The organism is Nocardia sp. 852002-51101_SCH5132738, assembly GCF_001665695.1.
GTDB lineage: Bacteria > Actinomycetota > Actinomycetes > Mycobacteriales > Mycobacteriaceae > Nocardia > Nocardia nova.
Window position 1 is genome coordinate 40,762 of record NZ_LZML01000107.1, and the last position, 17,455, is coordinate 58,216.

14 protein-coding genes and 1 tRNA gene are annotated in these 17,455 nt (G+C 68.0%); 8 read left to right on the forward strand and 7 right to left on the reverse strand.

Annotated features, from left to right (window positions below):
* Positions 1-75: 75 nt before the first annotated feature.
* Positions 76-1,263, reverse strand: a complete 1,188-nt coding sequence (locus tag A5789_RS16085) for an aminotransferase class V-fold PLP-dependent enzyme (RefSeq protein ID WP_030515228.1) — start codon at positions 1,261-1,263, stop codon at positions 76-78.
* Between the two features lie 18 nt (positions 1,264-1,281).
* Positions 1,282-1,833 carry a TetR/AcrR family transcriptional regulator gene (locus A5789_RS16090; protein ID WP_030515229.1) on the reverse strand — a complete coding sequence of 184 codons (552 nt, stop codon included), beginning with the start codon at positions 1,831-1,833 and terminating at the stop codon, positions 1,282-1,284.
* 142 nt (positions 1,834-1,975) lie between these two features.
* On the opposite strand from A5789_RS16090, the gene A5789_RS16095 reads away from it, so the two are divergent.
* The 5 genes from A5789_RS16095 (at position 1,976) to egtD (ending at position 7,660) form a co-directional block, all read left to right on the forward strand.
* Positions 1,976-2,950 (forward strand): zinc-binding dehydrogenase, encoded by a 975-nt coding sequence (locus A5789_RS16095; RefSeq protein ID WP_064901797.1) that lies wholly within the window; start codon positions 1,976-1,978, stop codon positions 2,948-2,950.
* A gap of 202 nt (positions 2,951-3,152) precedes the next feature.
* Positions 3,153-4,439, forward strand: a complete 1,287-nt coding sequence (gene egtA / locus A5789_RS16100; RefSeq protein WP_063009339.1) for an ergothioneine biosynthesis glutamate--cysteine ligase EgtA — start codon at positions 3,153-3,155, stop codon at positions 4,437-4,439.
* 70 nt (positions 4,440-4,509) lie between these two features.
* Positions 4,510-5,847 (forward strand): ergothioneine biosynthesis protein EgtB, encoded by a 1,338-nt coding sequence (egtB, locus tag A5789_RS16105; protein WP_064901796.1) that lies wholly within the window; start codon positions 4,510-4,512, stop codon positions 5,845-5,847.
* On the forward strand, positions 5,847-6,692 hold the full coding sequence (egtC, locus tag A5789_RS16110) for an ergothioneine biosynthesis protein EgtC (RefSeq protein WP_063009343.1): 846 nt from the start codon (positions 5,847-5,849) through the stop codon (positions 6,690-6,692). Before egtB ends, egtC begins: the two co-directional genes overlap by 1 nt.
* Positions 6,689-7,660, forward strand: a complete 972-nt coding sequence (gene egtD / locus A5789_RS16115) for an L-histidine N(alpha)-methyltransferase (protein ID WP_064901795.1) — start codon at positions 6,689-6,691, stop codon at positions 7,658-7,660. Before egtC ends, egtD begins: the two co-directional genes overlap by 4 nt.
* A 27-nt stretch (positions 7,661-7,687) precedes the next feature.
* Here the strand turns inward: egtD and A5789_RS16120 are convergent, their stop codons facing one another.
* The 5 genes from A5789_RS16120 to A5789_RS16140 all read right to left on the reverse strand — a co-directional run bounded on the left by A5789_RS16120 (position 7,688) and on the right by A5789_RS16140 (position 11,677).
* Positions 7,688-8,323, reverse strand: a complete 636-nt coding sequence (locus A5789_RS16120) for a DUF2461 domain-containing protein (RefSeq protein ID WP_064901794.1) — start codon at positions 8,321-8,323, stop codon at positions 7,688-7,690.
* Positions 8,324-8,384: 61 nt separating this feature from the next.
* Positions 8,385-8,699, reverse strand: coding sequence for a hypothetical protein (locus A5789_RS16125; protein ID WP_051043132.1), 315 nt, complete (start codon positions 8,697-8,699; stop codon positions 8,385-8,387).
* 238 nt (positions 8,700-8,937) lie between these two features.
* The gene (locus A5789_RS16130) at positions 8,938-9,918 is read right to left on the reverse strand and encodes a ribose-phosphate diphosphokinase (protein ID WP_030515237.1); all 981 of its coding nucleotides are present in this window, start codon (positions 9,916-9,918) and stop codon (positions 8,938-8,940) included.
* Positions 9,915-11,405: a bifunctional UDP-N-acetylglucosamine diphosphorylase/glucosamine-1-phosphate N-acetyltransferase GlmU gene (glmU, locus tag A5789_RS16135; protein WP_063009349.1), complete on the reverse strand. Its 1,491-nt coding sequence runs from the start codon at positions 11,403-11,405 to the stop codon at positions 9,915-9,917. The genes A5789_RS16130 and glmU overlap by 4 nt, the downstream gene beginning before the upstream one ends.
* 201 nt (positions 11,406-11,606) lie before the next feature.
* Positions 11,607-11,677, reverse strand: a tRNA-Gln gene (locus tag A5789_RS16140).
* A 351-nt stretch (positions 11,678-12,028) separates the two neighbouring features.
* On the opposite strand from A5789_RS16140, the gene A5789_RS16145 reads away from it, so the two are divergent.
* The 3 genes from A5789_RS16145 to mfd all read left to right on the forward strand — a co-directional run bounded on the left by A5789_RS16145 (position 12,029) and on the right by mfd (position 17,367).
* Positions 12,029-12,643 (forward strand): TetR/AcrR family transcriptional regulator, encoded by a 615-nt coding sequence (locus A5789_RS16145; protein WP_063009351.1) that lies wholly within the window; start codon positions 12,029-12,031, stop codon positions 12,641-12,643.
* A 216-nt stretch (positions 12,644-12,859) separates the two neighbouring features.
* Positions 12,860-13,507 carry a TetR/AcrR family transcriptional regulator gene (locus A5789_RS16150; protein ID WP_064901793.1) on the forward strand — a complete coding sequence of 216 codons (648 nt, stop codon included), beginning with the start codon at positions 12,860-12,862 and terminating at the stop codon, positions 13,505-13,507.
* A gap of 245 nt (positions 13,508-13,752) precedes the next feature.
* Positions 13,753-17,367 (forward strand): transcription-repair coupling factor, encoded by a 3,615-nt coding sequence (gene mfd / locus A5789_RS16155; protein WP_064901792.1) that lies wholly within the window; start codon positions 13,753-13,755, stop codon positions 17,365-17,367.
* Positions 17,368-17,455: the final 88 nt, after the last annotated feature.

Genomic DNA, 17,455 nt, shown 5'->3' on the forward strand with positions numbered 1-17,455 from the left:
CCGGCGCCGGAGCGTGATCGTTTCAGCGTCGCACTACGAATAACACGATGAAAATCGGAACTCGGTTCGGCCGCCTCAGCCCGCGAGGCGGTCGACGGCCTCGAGGAAGCGATCGAGCTCCTCGACGGTGACGAAGCAATGCGGCGAGGCACGCACGACGGACTCGAGCCGCCGCGCGGACATGTCGAGCAGCGTCGAGCTACGGTAGCTGACGGTCACCGTGATGTCTGCGGCACGCAGGCTCTCGCGCACCTCGTTCGGATCGACTCCGTCGACGGTGAACGAGACGATGCCGGAATGTTCGGTTCCCAGGTCCCGCACCGTGACTCCCCGGATCGATGGCAGATTCTCGCGCAGATGCCGCGCCTTGGCGGCCACGTCGGCGAAGACGTTCTCCGGCCCCAGATCCAGCAGATACCGCACCGCCGCGCCGAGGCCCAGTCGCGCCGCCACGTCGCACTCCCAGAATTCGAAGCGGCTCGCGTCGGGAGCCACGCGGTAATCCTGGGGTCCGGTCCACGCGGCGCTGTGCAGATCGAGGCGGCTGGGTTCGAGTTCGCGGCAGACGTCGGGGTGGACGTAGAGGAAGCCGGTGCCGCGCGGGCCGCGCAACCACTTGCGGCCGGTGGCCGACATCGCGTCGACGCCCAGCTCCGCGACATCGATATCGATCTGACCGGCGGATTGGCAGGCATCCAGCAGTACCAGCGCGCCGACGCGATGGGCGATGCGGGTGGCCTCGGCAACCGGGTTGACCAGGCCGCCGTTGGTGGGAGCGTGCAGCAGCGAGACGATCTTCACACGGTCGTCCAGCATGGCGTCGAGGGCCACCAGGTCGATCTGCCCGGTCTCGTCGCTGGGAATCGTCTCGACCGTCGCCCCCGCCGCCCGCGCCCGCTGCAGGGCCGCGATCACATTGCTGGCGTAGTCCGAACCCGAGACCAGAATGCGATCGTCCGGCCGCAGCGGTACGGCGTAGAAGAAATCCGACCAGGAACGCGAGGCACTGTCGCTCAGGGCGATCGCCGCGGCGTCGGTGTTGATCAACGACGCGATCGCGGTCTTGACCGCCGCCAGATCGTCGAGCCGTTCCGAGGCGGCGCGATATCCGCCGATCTCGGCCTCCCGCCGCAGATGCGCGACGACGGTATCGACGACGACGCGCGGGGGTAGTGAGGACCCCGCGCTGTCGAGGAAGACCGGCGGCGGTCCGGCGGTGTCGTAGGCGGGGATATCGGCGCGCAGGCGGTCGCTATCGAGCACCCTGTCGACGGTAGGCCATCACCAACCACCGCCGCCGGACGCCGTCCCGAGAACGGCCCGGATCAGCCGCGCGGACTCCGCGGCCATCTGTTCCGGCGGACACGGCCGGCCGTTGTCGAGCCACCACACGATCGACTGGACGAACATCGCCCCGACGATGCCGGGCACGAAATCCGTCGCGGACTGTCCCGGGAGATGTGCACTGGACATGGCCGCGAGGGTGGTGCGCATGCGGTCGGTGAACCACGGACTTCCCTTGCGGCCCAGCAATGCCGCGTACAGGCGGTGATAGCGGTCGATATGGGCGAAGAAGCCGGCCCAGCGCTGTTCGGGCGAGCGCTCGGCGTCCGGATCGCCGGCGGTCATCTCCGTCATCGCCTCGTCGAAGATCTGCTCGACGAGTTCGTATTTGTCGCGATAGTTGCGGTAGAACGCGGCCCTGCTGACCATCGCCCGCGTGGTGAGTTCTCCGACCGTGATCCGGTCGAAGCCTCGCTCTTCGATCGCCTCGATCAACGCCTGCCGCAGAAGGGTGCGAGTGCGGACGACGCGCACGTTCTGCTGAGACATTTTCGGCTCCTTGTCTGTTTCGGGACAGATCCGCCGAGATGAATCTTGTCGTGGCACAGGAAGTTTCGGAGGCTGGACAGTGCGTTCGGAACGAGACAGGTTGTCTCGCGGAAACCCTACCTGCGAAACGAGAGAAGATGCCATGCGTGCTGTACGGGTGACGGAGTTCGGCGATCCCGAGGTGCTGGTTCCGGCGGAAGTCGCGGAACCGGAACCCGCTGCCGGGCAGGTCCTGGTGGAGGTCGAGCGGGCCGGTGTGGCCTTCGGCGACGTGATCGTGCGATCCGGCCGGTATCCGCTACCGCTGCCGTGGATCCCAGGGCTGGAGGTCGGCGGGCGGGTCGTCGGCCTCGGTGCCGGCGTCGATCCGGCGCTGCTCGGCCGGGCGGTGGTGGCGACGACGGTCGGCCAGGCCGGTGGATACGCCGAACTGGCCCTGGCCCCGGCGGCATATACCTTTCCGGTACCGGACGGTCTGCATCCGGAGGTCGCGCTCACCGTGTTCCAATCCGGCGCGGTGGCGCGCGGTCTGCTCGCGGCGATGGCGGTGCGGCCCGCGGAGACGGTGCTGGTCACCGCGGCCGCGGGCCGGATCGGTTCGATGCTGGTGCAGACCGCGAAGGCCGCGGGCGCGCGGGTGATCGGTGTGTCGAGTGCGGCGAAGACGGCCGCCGTCGCGGAATTCGGTGCCGATCACGCCCTGGATTACGGGTCCGGGGACTGGGCCGAGCGGGTGCGCGCGCTCACCGGCGGCCGGGGCGTGGACGTCGTGCTCGACGCGGTCGGCGGCGCGGTCGCCGCGCAGGCCCTCGCGGCGGCCGCCGACGGTGCGGGCCGGATCGGCCTGTACGGCTTCGCCTCCGGCGACTGGGCGGCCCTCGACGCCCTCGGCGTGGCTCGGCGGGGACTGACGGTGACCGGTGCGCTCGGCGTCGTCATCCGCAAGTCCGATGCCGAACAGCGGGCGGACGCCGAGCAGGCCCTCGCCGCGGCGGTGCGCGGTGAACTGGTGCCCCGGATCCACGCCCGGCTGCCGCTCGCGGCGGCCGCGGCCGCCCATCGGGAAGTGGAACAGCGGCGTTCGGTGGGGGCGGTGGTGCTGGTGGTACGGCCGTGACCGGCATGTTCACCATTTCGAGGGATTTTGTGTCGGTGCGCGCGGCTACCCTGGTTCGAGCGACGGAAGAACCGGGCGCGGTCTCTCGTTGCACTGCTACACGCAATACCGGCACTCGGTCGATGCGGCACTGTCGCCGGCATGGGCTCAGGGTGAGCGGAACGCGGTGGGTGATCCCCCGCAGGCTCGAGCGGAGGTTGGCATGGCGGTAACGGTGGACAAGGCGCCAGCCGGGTTGGGTGCCGGTTTGTCTTCGCGCGCCGCGGCGGAGGCATATGTGGGAGGTGTCTGTTTCAAACAGGGCCCACCGGCGTTGATCGGTGCCGAACTGGAGTGGCTCACCGCTCGCGGGGAGCTGTCGGCGCCGGATTCGCGTCCGCGCTTGTCGATGCTCGCGGATGCGCTGGGTCCTTATGCCCCGCAGTCTATTTCGCCCGATTCGCCCGCCAAAGTACTTCCCGGTGGCAGCCGGATCACCATCGAACCCGGTGGTCAGATCGAACTGTCCAGCGCCCCCTTCGCCGATGCCGCGCAACTCTGCGCCCGGCTGCTCGAGGATTCTCGCTTTCTCTCCGGTCTACTCGAAACCCGATCCATCCGAACGTATTCCGCCGCCGCCGATGCCGGCCGGCGGGCCCGCCGGGTGCTTCGCCTACCGCGTTATCGCGCGATGGAACGCGCCTTCGCGGGGGTGGGCCCGTACGGCAAGCTGATGATGTGCAATACCGCCGCCACGCAGGTCAGCGTGGACGCGGGTGCCGATCCCGCGGAGATCGCGGCCCGCTGGAACGCGCTGTACGCGGTCGGCCCGGCCCTGGTGGCGGCGTTCGCCTGTTCGCCGAGTCTGCACGGGGCTCCCACCGGCGCCTGGGCGTCGCAGCGGATGCGCACCTGGCTGCGGCTCGATCACACCCGCACCCGGCCGCCGGTGCGGAGCTGGGCCGATCCGCTCACCGAGTACGGCCGCTGGGCGCTGGACACCCCGTTGCTCTGCGTGCGGCGTGGCCCGGCCGAGGCGGATTGGACGGCGCCACCGGGCGCGACCTTCGCCGATTGGCTGTGCGGTGCGCTCGATGACGAGATCGGCCGCCGCCCGGAGGTCGAGGATCTCGACTACCACCTGACCACGGTCTTTCCCCCGGTGCGGGCGGCCGGACATCTCGAGGTCCGCTATCTGGACGCACAGCCGGGTGATCAGTGGTCGGTGCCGATCCACGTCGTGGACGCGCTGATGTCGGCGCCGGCGGTCGTCGCGGAGGCCACCGCGCTGGCCGAGCCGGTCGCCGACGAATGGGCCTCGGCCGCCCGCTGCGGCCTGGCCGATCCCGAGATCCGTTCCGTCGCAGTCGAATTGCTGACTCTCGCCGCCGAACACGCCCGCAGCGACGAGGCGGCCGAGCAGATGTGGGCCGCGGTGCGGCGATGTCGCCGCGGGCGCATTCCGGACGGGGAGGTCGCCCGCTGCGCACCCGCCGAGACGGCCGAATGAGTACGACCGGCGGCGCGCACCTCGCTGCGGTGCGACGAGGCCGCCGGGCACGACCCTTGGGAGAGCACTGATGACCGTTCACATCGGAACCGATCACGCCGCGGCCGAGCGATTACGCACACAGATCGCGGAGGTCCTGACCCGCGCCCGCGCCCGCACGACGGTGCTGACCGAGGCGGTCGACGAGGCCGAGCTGGTTGCCCAGCATTCGCCGCTGATGAGCCCGCTGGTGTGGGATCTGGCGCATATCGGCAACCAGGAGGAACTGTGGCTGGTCCGCGATGTCGGCGGGCGTGAGCCGGTGCGGGCCGATATCGACCACCTCTACGACGCCTTCCGGCATGCCCGCGCCGACCGTCCGGCGCTGCCGCTGCTGGATCCGGTGCAGGCACGCGGGTACGTGCGCACCGTGCGTGACAAGGTGCTCGATGTCCTGAACTCCAGTCCGCTGCGGGGAAACCGTCTGGTGGACAGGGGTTTCGCCTTCGGTATGATCGCCCAGCACGAACAGCAGCACGACGAGACTATGCTGGCCACCCATCAGCTGCGCGCGGGCGTCGCGGTGCTGACAGCCGCGCCCGCACCGGCCGCGCGCGTCGCGGTCGGCGACGAAGTCGTCATTCCCGCAGGCGAATTCACCATGGGCACCTCGTCGGACCCGTGGGCACTCGACAACGAGCGCCCCGAACATCGCGTCCAGCTGCCCGCATTCGCGATCGACGCGGCGCCGGTGACGAATGCGCAGTATCTGGCGTTCATCGACGACGGTGGCTATCACCGGCCCGAGCTGTGGTCGGAGCGTGGCTGGGCCTATCGTGTGGAGGCCGATCTGACCGCACCCCAGTTCTGGGAGCGAGACAGCGACAACCGCTGGTGGCGACGGGTTTTCGGCACCCTGGCGCCGGTGCGCCCGCAGCAGCCGGTGGTGCATGTGTGCTGGTTCGAGGCCGAGGCCTACGCCAACTGGGCCGGGAAGCGTTTGCCCACCGAGGCCGAATGGGAGAAGGCCGCGCGGTTCGATCCGGCCACCGGGCGGTCGCGGCGATATCCGTGGGGCGACGCCGAACCCGACGAGACCACCGCCAATCTGGGGCAGCGCCATCTGGAACCGGCCGATGTCGGCGCGTACCCTGCCGGTGCGTCACCGTCCGGGGTGCATCAGTTGATCGGCGACGTCTGGGAATGGACCGCATCGGGTTTCGAGCCGTATCCCGGATTCGCCGCGTTCCCGTACCGCGAATACTCCGAGGTGTTCTTCGGCGGTGACTACCGCGTCCTGCGCGGCGGATCCTTCGGCACCGACCCGGTCGCCTGCCGCAGCACCTTCCGCAACTGGGACCACCCGATCCGCCGTCAGATCTTCTCCGGCTTCCGCCTCGCCCGCGACCTGCGACCGGACGAGCGCTGATGTGCCGACATCTCGGCTATCTGGGACCGCCGGCTCCGGTCGGCGAACTGCTCACCCGTGGCACGCATTCGCTGCGCACCCAGTCGTGGGCGCCCGACGATATGCGCCACGGGGGAACCGTCAACGCCGACGGTTTCGGAGTCGCGTGGTGGACCGGGGCAGGAACCGCGAGCCGCTATCGCAACCCCGCGCCGATCTGGACCGACCCCGCGGTCGAAGAGGTGCTGCCGCAGCTGTCCTCGCCCGCGGTGCTGGCCGCGGTGCGTTCGGCCACGGTCGGTATGCCGGTGGAGCGAACGGCCTGTGCTCCGTTCACCGACGGCGGATGGGCGTTCAGCCACAACGGCGTGATCCAGAACTGGCGCACGGTATTGCCCGCGGTGGCAACGCGATTCGGGTCGCCGGATCTGCTGGATGCCGAATCCGCGACCGATTCGGCCGCGCTTTGGGTGGTGCTGCGTGCCGCGTTGAACGGAATCGGCGCGATGTCTTCGACCTTCGCAGGCCGCAGCGAGTCCGACGCCCGGCTCCGGGCGGTCGCTGCCGCGGTGTCGGCGACGGTTCGCGCCGTACTGGCGCAGGCGCCGAGTGCCCGGCTGAACCTGTTGCTCGGGGACGGCGAAACACTCTGGGCCACAACCGTTCACCATTCGCTGTCGGTGCTCGTCGCCGACGATTTCGCGGTGGTGTCCTCCGAACCGTACGACGACGACCCGCGCTGGCAGGCGATTACCGACCGGCAGCTGCTGACGGTGCGGCCCGGCCTTCTCGTGGTCGAGCCGCTGGACGCGGCACAACCTGTTCTCTCCGCAGGACCTGATGAATCCGAAAGGGCCCGTACATGATCGAACCGACGCTGGACATCCACCTCACCGACGACGATCTCGACGCAGCCCTGCGATCGGACGCTCGGATCGGACTCACCGCGAATCCGAAAACGCTGCCGCCGAAGTGGTTCTACGACGCGCGCGGCAGCGAACTGTTCGAAGCGATCACCGAACTGCCGGAGTACTACCCGACTCGCACGGAGCGCGCGTTACTGGAGCGGGTGGTCGGCGAGATCGCGCGCACCGCCCAGGCCGAGGTACTGGTGGAGCTGGGCGCCGGCTCGGCCGCCAAGACACGCCTGCTGCTCTCGGCGCTGTTGTCCGAGGGGCCGCTGAAGACCTATGTGCCGCAGGATGTGTCGGTGTCGGCGCTGCGCGGTGCCGCCGAGCAGATCAGCACCGAATTCCCGAATCTCGCGGTGCACGGGGTGGTCAGCGATTTCACCCGAACCCTGCACAATCTCCCGCGCGGCGGTCGCCGCATGATCGCCTTCCTGGGCGGCACCATCGGCAATCTGGTCCCGCAGGAGCGGGCCGAATTCCTGGCCGGCATTCAGCAGGTGCTCGAGCCGGGTGAGCAACTGCTGCTGGGGGCCGGACTGGTCACCGATCCGGCCGTGCTGGTGCCCGCCTACGACGACGCCGCGGGAGTGACGGCCGAATTCAACCGAAACGTCCTGCACGTGTTGAACTCTCGATTGCATGCCGACTTCGACCCGGACGCCTTCGCCCATATCGCCCACTGGGACGCGGAGAACGAATGGATCGAGATGCGGTTGGCGGCAACCCGGGATATGAGGGTCACGGTCGCCGACCTCGACCTGGTCGTGGACTTCGCCCAGGGTGAGCAGATGCGCACCGAGATCTCGGCCAAGTTCCGCGTCGACGGACTCGGCCGGGAACTGGACAGCGCCGGATTCGCCACCGAACAGGTGTGGACCGATCCGGACGACCGCTTCGCCCTGGTCCTCGCCGAACGACGCTGATCGCCCGGCGCGGGTGCTGCGCCGAGGTCAGTTGCCGATGACCGCGGCCAGCCACTCGACGGCCGGCCGCAGGTCTTCCCAGGCGGCTCGGACTTCGGTCGCGGCGCGCGGTGTTTCCAGCCAGGGCGGTGCGCCGAAGTCCTTGTGGATCACGAGAGATTTGTGGCGCAGCAGGTCGATGCGCGGATGGTCGGCGGGGAAACCCTTGGGACGGGTCTTCAGTTGCTCCCCGCCGATCACATAGCCGACTGCCGCCAAACCGTCCAGCAGCGCCTGCAATTCGTAGCCGCGCACCTCGTCGTCGATGGTGGTGCGCAGCCGCGCGAGCTGCTCGGGCGTGGGCGCGTACACCCCGCCGGCCACATACAGCCCGGGCGCGCCGATCTGGACGTACCACCCCGCTCCCGGGGCGGTACGGACCACCGCGCCCTGATGGTCCTTGTAGGGCGCCTTGTTCTTGGAGAACCGCACGTCGCGATACGGCCGGAAGATCTTCGCCGGTCCGAAGTCGTTCTCCAGTTCCGTGGTGAGCGCGATCATCGGCGCCCGCACGGACTGTTCGTAGACGTGTTTGTTGGCGGTCCAGAAAGCCTTCGAGTTGTCGGCTTCCAAATCCTCGTAGAAGTCGAGCCCGGCGAACGGGAACCCCGCGAATCCGCTCATACCGCCAACTTAGCGACCGCCGCGGACATGTTCCGCGGCGCCCGCTCCGACCGGCTGCCGCTCAGTCGCCCGGCTCGTCGACCACCTCGATGGCGGCGACTTCGGCGGGCCGCTCGTCCTCGTCGCGCAATTCCTGACGATGCCGGCGGCGGGTCCATTCCTGGTCGAGTTCGCTGCGAATCCCCAGGCGGCCGTCGTCGTCGTTCTCGTGATACCTGATCTCCAGGTCGTCGGGCGGATCGTCGATGTAGCGCTGATATTCGCGGATCTCGTCGGCCTGTTCATCGTCACCGAGGTCGTAATCCAGGTCTTCGCGCTCGTCATCGCCCATTTCGAACACCTCGTCCATCAACGGGTAAGTGTCGTCGTCGGCCATCCGTGCCCACCTCTCTCGCAGGCTCCCCCGCCTCTCCGGGGATTTTGCGTGCCGTGAGAGCCACGCGACTCGGTAGTCGGTCTCGCCTCACGAGGCTATGAAGTTATGGGCGTCCCCGGCGAGTTACCCATGTCCTCGCGAAATCAGTCGATACATCGGCCTTCTTCGCGAGGACTAGGTTCTACCCTGCCCTATTCTCCACTCGAGCGCAGCTCTGCGGTAGTGACGAGGCTTTTTCCTACGCGGAGCCGTTGAACAGGCCGGTGACCGACCCGTTCTCGAAGACCTCGCGGATCGTCCGCGCCAGCAGCGGGGCGATCGACAGCACGGTCAGCGAGGGGAACTTCTTGTCCTCGGTGATCGGCAGGGTGTTGGTGACGATGACCTCCTTGGCGCCGCAGGAGGCCAGGCGCTCCGCCGCGGGGGAGGACAGCACGCCGTGGGTGGCGGCGATGACCACATCGCCGGCCCCGGCCTCACGCAGCACGCGCACGGCCTCGGCGATGGTGCCACCGGTGTCGATCATGTCGTCGATCAGGATGCAGGTGCGGCCCGCGACGTCACCGACGGGACGATGCGACTTGACCTGGTTCGGCACCAGCGGGTCGCGGGTCTTGTGGATGAACGCCACCGGCGCGCCACCGAGCGCGTCGGCCCACTTCTCGGCCACCTTCACGCGACCGGCGTCGGGGGAGACGATGGTGACGTTCTCGGTGCTGTAGTGGTTGCGCACGTACTCCGACAGCTGGACCAGCGCGTGCATGTGGTCGACCGGGCCGTCGAAGAAGCCCTGGATCTGATCGGTGTGCAGGTCGACGGTGATGATGCGGTCCGCGCCGGCGGTCTTGAGCAGATCGGCGACCAGGCGAGCGGAGATGGGCTCGCGGCCGCGGTGCTTCTTGTCCTGGCGGGCGTAGGGGTAGAACGGCAGGACGGCGGTGATCCGCTTGGCCGAGCCGCGCTTGAGCGCATCGATCATGATGAGCTGTTCCATCAGCCACTGGTTCAGTGGAGCCGGAAAGCTCTGCAGCACAAAGGCATCCGAGCCGCGTACCGATTCTTCGAAGCGAACGAAGATCTCGCCGTTGGCGAACTCGCGGGCGGTTTGCGGCGTGATCGCGACGTCGAGTTCCTTCGCGACCTGCTCGGCCAGCTCGGGGTGAGCGCGCCCCGAGAACAGCATCAGGTTCTTCTGGTTATCGGTGGAGAACGCGGTCACTCTGTGTTGCCATCCTTTTGCTCGGTTGCCTGACTCGCTCTGTCATCGGCCGCGATCGCCTCCGCCGCCGCCTGCGCCGCGGCCGTCCCGGGACGATACCGCTGCACCCAGCCCTCAATGTTCTTCTGCGCTCCGCCGGACACCGCCAGCGCTCCCGGCGGAACGTTTCTACGCAGCACAGTACCCGCTGCCGAATATGCGCCATCGCCCACGGTCACCGGCGCCACGAACATCGTGTCGCTGCCCGTGCGCACATGCGAACCCACGACGGTGTGGTGTTTCTTCACCCCGTCGTAGTTGACGAACACGCTCGATGCGCCGATGTTGCTGTATTCGCCGATCGTGGCGTCGCCGACGTAGGTCAGATGCGGGACCTTCGAATGCGCGCCGATCGAGGCGTTCTTGGTCTCCACGAATGCGCCGATCTTGCCGGATTCGCCGACGATGGTCCCCGGTCTCAAATAGGCAAACGGCCCGATTGTGGCGGCGGCCGCGATGGTCGCGCCCTCGCCGTGGGTCCGGACCACCTTCGCGCCCTCGCCGACGAGCACATCGGTCAGGGTGGAATCGGGGCCGACCTCGGCATCCTCGCCGATCACGGTATTGCCGAGCAGTTGCACGCCGGGGCGCAGCACCGCGTCGCGGCCGATGCGCACACTCGCATCCACCCAGGTGGTGGCCGGATCGATGACCGTGACTCCGGCGCGCATATGGCGCTCGAGGATGTAGCGGTTCAGCGTGCGGGCGGCCTGGGCCATCTGCACCCGGTCGTTGACGCCGGTGACCTTGGCGGCGTCGACCAGACGCGCGCCGTGCACCGGATTACCGGCCTCGCGCGCCAGCTTCAGGACATCGGTCAGATACAGCTCGTGCTGGGCGTTGGCGGTCGTCAGGCGGCTGATCATCGTCCGCAGCACGGCGACGTCGAAAACGTAGACGCCGGAATTGACTTCGTTGATCGCCGCTTGCTCCGGCGTGGCATCGGCGTGTTCGACGATCTCGAGCACACCGCCGTCGGCGTCGCGCACGATCCGGCCGTACCCGTTCGGATCCTCCGGAACGAAGGTCAAAACCGTGACCGCGGAACGCGGTTGATAACTGCGATGCTCGTCCAGCAGGGCCGAAAGGGTGTGCCCGTCCAGCAGCGGCACATCGGCGGAGGTCACCAGCAGGTCGCCGGCGAAGTCCGCGGGCAGCGCCGTCAGGGCGCACTGCACCGCGTGCCCGGTGCCCAGCTGCTGTTCCTGCACCGCGGAGGTGATCTCGCGACCCAGTTCTGCCGCAACGGAATTCACCGCGGCGCCGACTTGTTCGCGGTCGTGGCCGATCACCGTGATCAGGGCGGTGGGGTCGATCTCGTTCGCCGCGTGCAGGGCGTGCTCGAGCATGCTGCGCCCGGCGAGCGAATGCAGCACTTTCGGTGTCTTGGACCGCATTCGAGTTCCGGCACCGGCGGCGAGAACGACGACGGCGGTCTGCTGTGGCATGGATCTCCCTCGGCTGCCTGTCATCGTGCTGGTACGCGCTGTCTTTGGCCTGCGGCTGTCGCTGCCTGCGCCGGACCTTCGCAGATCCGGCCTGCGGCGGGCCCGGCGGCTGGCCGTCCGCCCACACCCTAGTCCACTCGGGCCCGGGCCCCGGCTCGGGGCTTCACTCGATATTCACGCAGGTCACAGCCCCATCGCCAGCTCCGCCGCCAGGACTCGAACCTGAACTAACTGAACCAAAATCAGTGGTGCTGCCATTACACTACGGCGGATCGTCGCACCGATGAACCCTACGGGTCCACCACTACGCACGGCATGCGCGCAATATCCTCGCACGTTTCCCCGCATCTCCGCGAATTGCGGGCAGATTTTCCCACGCGTGGTCGCGGGTCTGCGAGATGGCCCGGTCGCGGTCGGGTAAATTTGCACAACGCAACATCTGATTTCGAAAGCACATGGGTAACTCGTCGGGCACGCCCTGACCGCGGGTGCGCTGCCGACCGCCGGCCCGGCCGAGAAATCTCCAGGTACCTACGACCGGCAAGATTCCCGGAGAGGCGGGGGAGAGAGGCGGGGGAGCAGCGATGACTTCGGGTGATGCGGCGCGGGTGCCGCGCCCGCGGATGACCGGAACGCAGCGGCGCCAGCAGTTGATCGAGATCGGACGGGCGCTGTTCGCCGAACGCGGATACGACGCCACCTCCATCGAGGAGATCGCCCAGCGCGCTCAGGTCTCCAAACCCGTTGTGTACGAACACTTCGGCGGTAAGGAAGGGCTCTACGCGGTGGTCGTCGACCGCGAGATGTCGACGCTGCTGGACATGATCACCTCGTCGCTGACCCGGAACCGCTCCCGCGTCCGGCTGGAACAGGTCGCCCTGGCGCTGCTGACCTATATCGAGGAGCGCACCGACGGTTTCCGGATCCTGATGCGCGATCAGCCCGCCTCGGCTGCCGCCGGCACCTATTCCAGCCTGCTGAACGAGGCGGTCAACCAGGTCGCGCACATCCTCGCCGGCGATTTCGAACGCCGCGGCTTCGACACCAGTCTCGCCACTCTCTACGCGCAAGCCCTGGTCGGCATGGTCGCCACCGCGGCCACCTGGTGGCTCGACGAGCGGCAGCCCTCCAAAGAGGTGGTCGCCGCGCATCTGGTCAACCTGTGCTGGAACGGACTCACCCACCTCGAGGCCGATCCGCAGCTGGCCTCCGAATGGCCGAGCGCGACACCCGGCTGACCGGCGGTGGCGATGCCGGGGGGTAATAGGCGACCGAACTGGACGGTTAGCCCATTGTTTGCGAAGGAGACTGGTCTTAATGCTCGATTCCGCTGGCGACGGCCGGTCGGATGGTACGGTTCACCCATCCTTCAAGTGCTGTTCGAGCTGTGATGTCGGTCAACTTCGGGATATCGGTCTACTTCAGGATGGCTGGTTTGAGGACAGGCGGATCTGATGGCTAGGCAAGCGCGTGCGGAAATCACCCGCGATTCGGTGCTGGCAGGCGCGGCCGACGTCTTTCTGCGACTCGGTTACGCGAATGCGAGCCTCAGCGAGATCATCTCGCAATCCAACGTCACCAAGGGCGCACTGTACTTCCACTTCGGATCCAAGGAAGAACTCGCGCGCGCCGTAGTGGACCAGGGCAACGAACGACTGCGCGGCGCCTGCCAGGGCTTCTTCGACCCGCGCGTGCCCGCCCTCGAAGCCGCCATCGGCATCACCTACGTCGTCGCCGACCTCACCATGAACGATCCGATGGTGGGCGCGATGCTCAAACTCACGCACCAGATCGGTGACTATCGCGGCGCCTCGGGCGAGAACATCACCAAGACCTGGGGCGAAACCCAGATGCTGCTCGCCGAGCGGGCCATCGCCCAGGGCGATCTCAAGCCCGACCTCGACCCCGAAACCATCGGCCTTCTCCTGCAGGAGATGACCGCCGGAGTCCACATCACCGCCGTCGGCACCGAATCCATCGACCAGATGGCGGTGCGCATGGAACGCATGTGGTACTTCCTGCTGCCCTCGATCGTGCCGGACGAGAAGGTGGCGTACTTCCGGGAATTCGCGGCCCGGCGGCTGCGCAGGTACGTGCCGTAATCGGTCGCGACGTCAGACGACGGTACCTGTGAACGCCGGAGCCCGCATTTGCGAGACGTGCGCCTGAGTGGTTCCCGGCCGCCTCGATTGTGGACTGACGGAGCGAGGGAGCGCAGCGACTGAGCGGAGGAGGGAAAAATCGAGGCCTGAGGGCCGAGAACCCCGCCGGAGCGAAGCGGAGGCCGAAAACATAGACTCGATTGGTCGCTCTGATTCGCCGATCTGTGCAGCCGGGAGTTTCTTTCATGCCGAGCCATCGCCCACCTCTTGCGGGACTGGCCGAGGTGGCCGGTGCCGATGCCGCGCTGAGTCAGGTTCGGGAATTGATCGGGCGCTCCTCGGTGCAACTGGTCGCGCCCTCGGCGATCCGGCCGTTCGTGGCGGCGACGGTCGCGGCCGCGCGGCCGCTGGTGGTGGTGACCGCTACCGGGCGGGAGGCCGACGATCTGACCGTCGAGCTGAGCGAGATCATCGGCGATCGGGTCGCGCTGTTCCCGTCCTGGGAGACGCTGCCGCACGAACGATTGTCGCCCAGCGCCGACACCGTGGGCCGGCGGTTGCAGGTGCTGCGGCGGCTGGCGCATCCGGAGGATCCGGGCCATCCGGAACCGCTGCAGGTGGTGGTCACCACGGTCCGGTCGCTCATGCAGCCGATGGCCCCTGGACTGGGCGAGATCGAACCCATCGTGCTGCGCGTCGGCGCCGAATTCGATTTCGACGAATTGACCACGCGGCTGGTCGAATTCGCCTACGAGCGCGCCGATATGGTCGGCAAGCGTGGCGAATTCGCGGTCCGCGGCGGCATTCTCGACATTTTCCCGCCCACCGCCGATCACCCGGTGCGTGTGGAATTCTGGGGCGACGAGATCAGTGAACTGCGCGCGTTCTCGGTCGCCGATCAGCGTTCGCTCACCGAGGTCGAGGTGGATCTCGTTGTGGCGCAGCCCTGCCGGGAACTGTTGCTGACCGAGGACCTGCGCGAATCCGCGGCGAAGGTGGCCGCGGACAACCCGGCCGACGCGGCGCTGGTCGAAATGCTGGAGAAGCTGGCGCAGGGCATCCCCGTGGAGGGTATGGAGGCGCTGCTGCCGGTGCTGCGGCCGGGCGAGCTCCAGTTGCTCACCGATGTGGTGCCGACGCAGTCGCATGTGCTGCTGTGCGATCCGGAGAAGATCCGCACCCGCGCCGCCGATCTGGTCCGCACCGGACAGGAATTCCTCGAGGCGTCGTGGACGGCCGCCTCCTTCGGCGGTTCGGCCCCGTTGGGCGCGCACGGTCTGGATCTGGCGTCCTCGGCGTATCGCGGCCTGGATGTCGTGCGGGCCGGTGTCGAGTCGCGCGGATTGCCGTGGTGGACGCTGAGCCCGCTGGCCGCCGACGACCCCGCGGAGATCGTGCTGCCGGTGCTGTCGGCCCCGGCGGCCCGCGGTTCGGAGGAACTGGTCGCGACCGTCTTCGCCTCGCTGCGCGCGCACGTGACCACCGGTGGGTGCGCGGTGATCGTGGTCGCGGGACACGGTACGGCGCAACGCATTCAGGAACGCCTCGCCGATGCCGAGGTGCCGGCCGCGGCGCTCGAGCCGGGCGCCGAACCGGTGCGCGGGCTGGTCGGTGTGCTGTGCGGTTCACTGCATGACGGCATCGTGTTCGACGACGCGAAACTGGTCGTCATCGCCGAATCCGATCTGACCGGCAACCGCGTCACCGCGCCCGGCGAGGGGAAGAAGCTCCCCGCCCGCCGGCGCAATCAGGTCGATCCGCTGGCATTGAGCTCGGGCGATATGGTCGTGCACGATCAGCACGGCATCGGCCGGTTCGTGGAGATGATCGAACGCACCGTCGGCGGCGCTCGGCGCGAATACCTGGTGATCGAATACGCGCCCAGCAAGCGCGGCCAGCCCGGCGACCGGTTGTACGTGCCGATGGACTCGCTGGATCAGCTCTCCCGCTACGTGGGCGGGGAGATGCCGAGTCTTTCCAAACTCGGCGGATCCGACTGGGCGAATACGAAACGCAAGGCGCGCAAGGCCGTTCGCGAGATCGCCACCGAACTCGTGCAGTTGTACGCCGCGCGGCAGGCCGCGCCCGGCCACGCGTTCGCCCCCGATACGCCGTGGCAGCAGGAGATGGAGGACGCGTTCGCGTTCACCGAGACCCACGACCAGCTCACCGCTATCGCCGAGGTGAAGGCCGATATGGAGCGGCCGGTCCCGATGGACCGGGTGATCTGCGGCGACGTCGGCTACGGAAAGACCGAGATCGCGGTGCGCGCGGCGTTCAAGGCCGTTCAGGACGGTAAGCAGGTCGCCGTACTGGTGCCGACAACGCTGCTGGCACAGCAACATCTGCAGACCTTCGCCGAACGCGTCGCCGGATTCCCGGTCACGGTGAAGGGTCTGTCCCGCTTCACCGATCCGGCGGAATCGCGCGAGGTGATCGACGGTATGGCCACCGGTGAGGTCGACATCGTGGTCGGCACGCACCGGCTGCTGCAGACCGGTCTGCGGTGGAAGGAACTCGGCCTCGTGATCATCGACGAGGAGCAGCGGTTCGGCGTCGAGCACAAGGAACACATCAAGGCGCTGCGCACCCACGTCGACGTGCTGACCATGTCGGCCACGCCGATTCCGCGCACCCTGGAGATGAGTCTGGCCGGGATCCGCGAGATGTCGACCATTCTCACCCCGCCCGAGGAGCGCCACCCCGTCCTCACCTACGTCGGCGGCTACAACGACAAGCAGGTGGCCGCTGCCGTGCGCCGCGAACTGCTGCGCGACGGCCAGGTCTTCTACGTGCACAACCGCGTCTCCTCGATCGACAAGGCCGCCAAGCGAATTCGCGATCTGGTGCCCGAGGCGCGGGTGGCGGTGGCGCACGGCCAGATGAACGAGGACACGCTGGAGAAGACCGTGCAGGGCTTCTGGGAGCGCGAGTTCGACGTGCTGGTGTGCACCACGATCATCGAGACCGGTCTGGACATCTCCAACGCCAATACACTGATCGTCGAACGGGCCGACGCTCTGGGACTTTCGCAGCTGCACCAGCTGCGCGGCCGGGTCGGGCGCAGCCGGGAACGCGGATACGCCTACTTCCTGTACCCGGGCGAGAAGCCGCTCACCGAAACGGCCTACGACCGCCTCGCCACCATCTCGCAGAACTCCGATCTCGGCGCGGGTATGGCCGTGGCGATGAAGGACCTCGAAATCCGCGGCGCCGGAAACGTTCTCGGCGCCGAACAGTCCGGACATGTCGCCGGCGTCGGCTTCGATCTCTACGTGCGCCTGGTCGGTGAGGCGGTGGAGGCCTATCGCGCCGCCGCCGACGGCCGGCCGATCACGACCGAGGAAGAGGTCAAGGAGGTGCGGATCGACCTGCCGGTGGATGCGCACATTCCGCCCGACTACATCGCCAGCGACCGGCTGCGGCTGGAGGCCTACCGCAAACTGGCTGCGGCACAGGATGATTCGGCGCTCGCGGCCGTGGTGGAGGAGCTCGTCGACCGGTACGGCCCGCTGCCGGTGGAGGTCGGCCGGTTGGTGTCGGTCGCCAAGTTGCGACTGCTGTGCCGCGAGTACGGCATCCAGGAGGTCGGTGTCACGGGCACCACGCTGAAGGTGTCGCCGCTGCAGCTGCCCGATTCGAAGCAGATGCGGCTCAAGCGGCTGTATCCGAGTGCGAACTACCGGCCCACCACGGGCATCGTGCAGCTGCCGCTGCCGCGGGTGGAGGACAGCGTCGGCGCGGCGCGGGTGCGCGATGTGCAGTTGTTGCAGTTCGTCGCCGATCTGCTGCTGGCGCTCGACGGCAAGCCGAAGGGCATGGTCGACCTCGCGATGGGCGCGGAGGTCGCGGTCGGGTGAGCGAGGACCGGGGCGAGCGCCCGTCGGGCGGAACCGACGACGCCGCGGCTGATTCCGCACGGGTCGCGCACGGCCTGACCGAGGCCGT

Excerpts from the sequence above, each read along its gene's own strand:
- A5789_RS16090 (WP_030515229.1), bottom strand. The coding sequence starts at position 1,833 with ATGTCTCAGCAGAACGTGCGCGTCGTCCGCACTCGCACCCTTCTGCGG.
- A5789_RS16095 (WP_064901797.1), top strand. The coding sequence starts at position 1,976 with ATGCGTGCTGTACGGGTGACGGAGTTCGGCGATCCCGAGGTGCTGGTT.
- egtA (WP_063009339.1), top strand. The coding sequence starts at position 3,153 with ATGGCGGTAACGGTGGACAAGGCGCCAGCCGGGTTGGGTGCCGGTTTG.
- egtB (WP_064901796.1), top strand. The coding sequence starts at position 4,510 with ATGACCGTTCACATCGGAACCGATCACGCCGCGGCCGAGCGATTACGC.
- egtC (WP_063009343.1), top strand. The coding sequence starts at position 5,847 with ATGTGCCGACATCTCGGCTATCTGGGACCGCCGGCTCCGGTCGGCGAA.
- egtD (WP_064901795.1), top strand. The coding sequence starts at position 6,689 with ATGATCGAACCGACGCTGGACATCCACCTCACCGACGACGATCTCGAC.
- A5789_RS16120 (WP_064901794.1), bottom strand. The coding sequence starts at position 8,323 with ATGAGCGGATTCGCGGGGTTCCCGTTCGCCGGGCTCGACTTCTACGAG.
- A5789_RS16125 (WP_051043132.1), bottom strand. The coding sequence starts at position 8,699 with ATGGCCGACGACGACACTTACCCGTTGATGGACGAGGTGTTCGAAATG.
- glmU (WP_063009349.1), bottom strand. The coding sequence starts at position 11,405 with ATGCCACAGCAGACCGCCGTCGTCGTTCTCGCCGCCGGTGCCGGAACT.
- A5789_RS16145 (WP_063009351.1), top strand. The coding sequence starts at position 12,029 with ATGACCGGAACGCAGCGGCGCCAGCAGTTGATCGAGATCGGACGGGCG.
- A5789_RS16150 (WP_064901793.1), top strand. The coding sequence starts at position 12,860 with ATGGCTAGGCAAGCGCGTGCGGAAATCACCCGCGATTCGGTGCTGGCA.
- mfd (WP_064901792.1), top strand. The coding sequence starts at position 13,753 with ATGCCGAGCCATCGCCCACCTCTTGCGGGACTGGCCGAGGTGGCCGGT.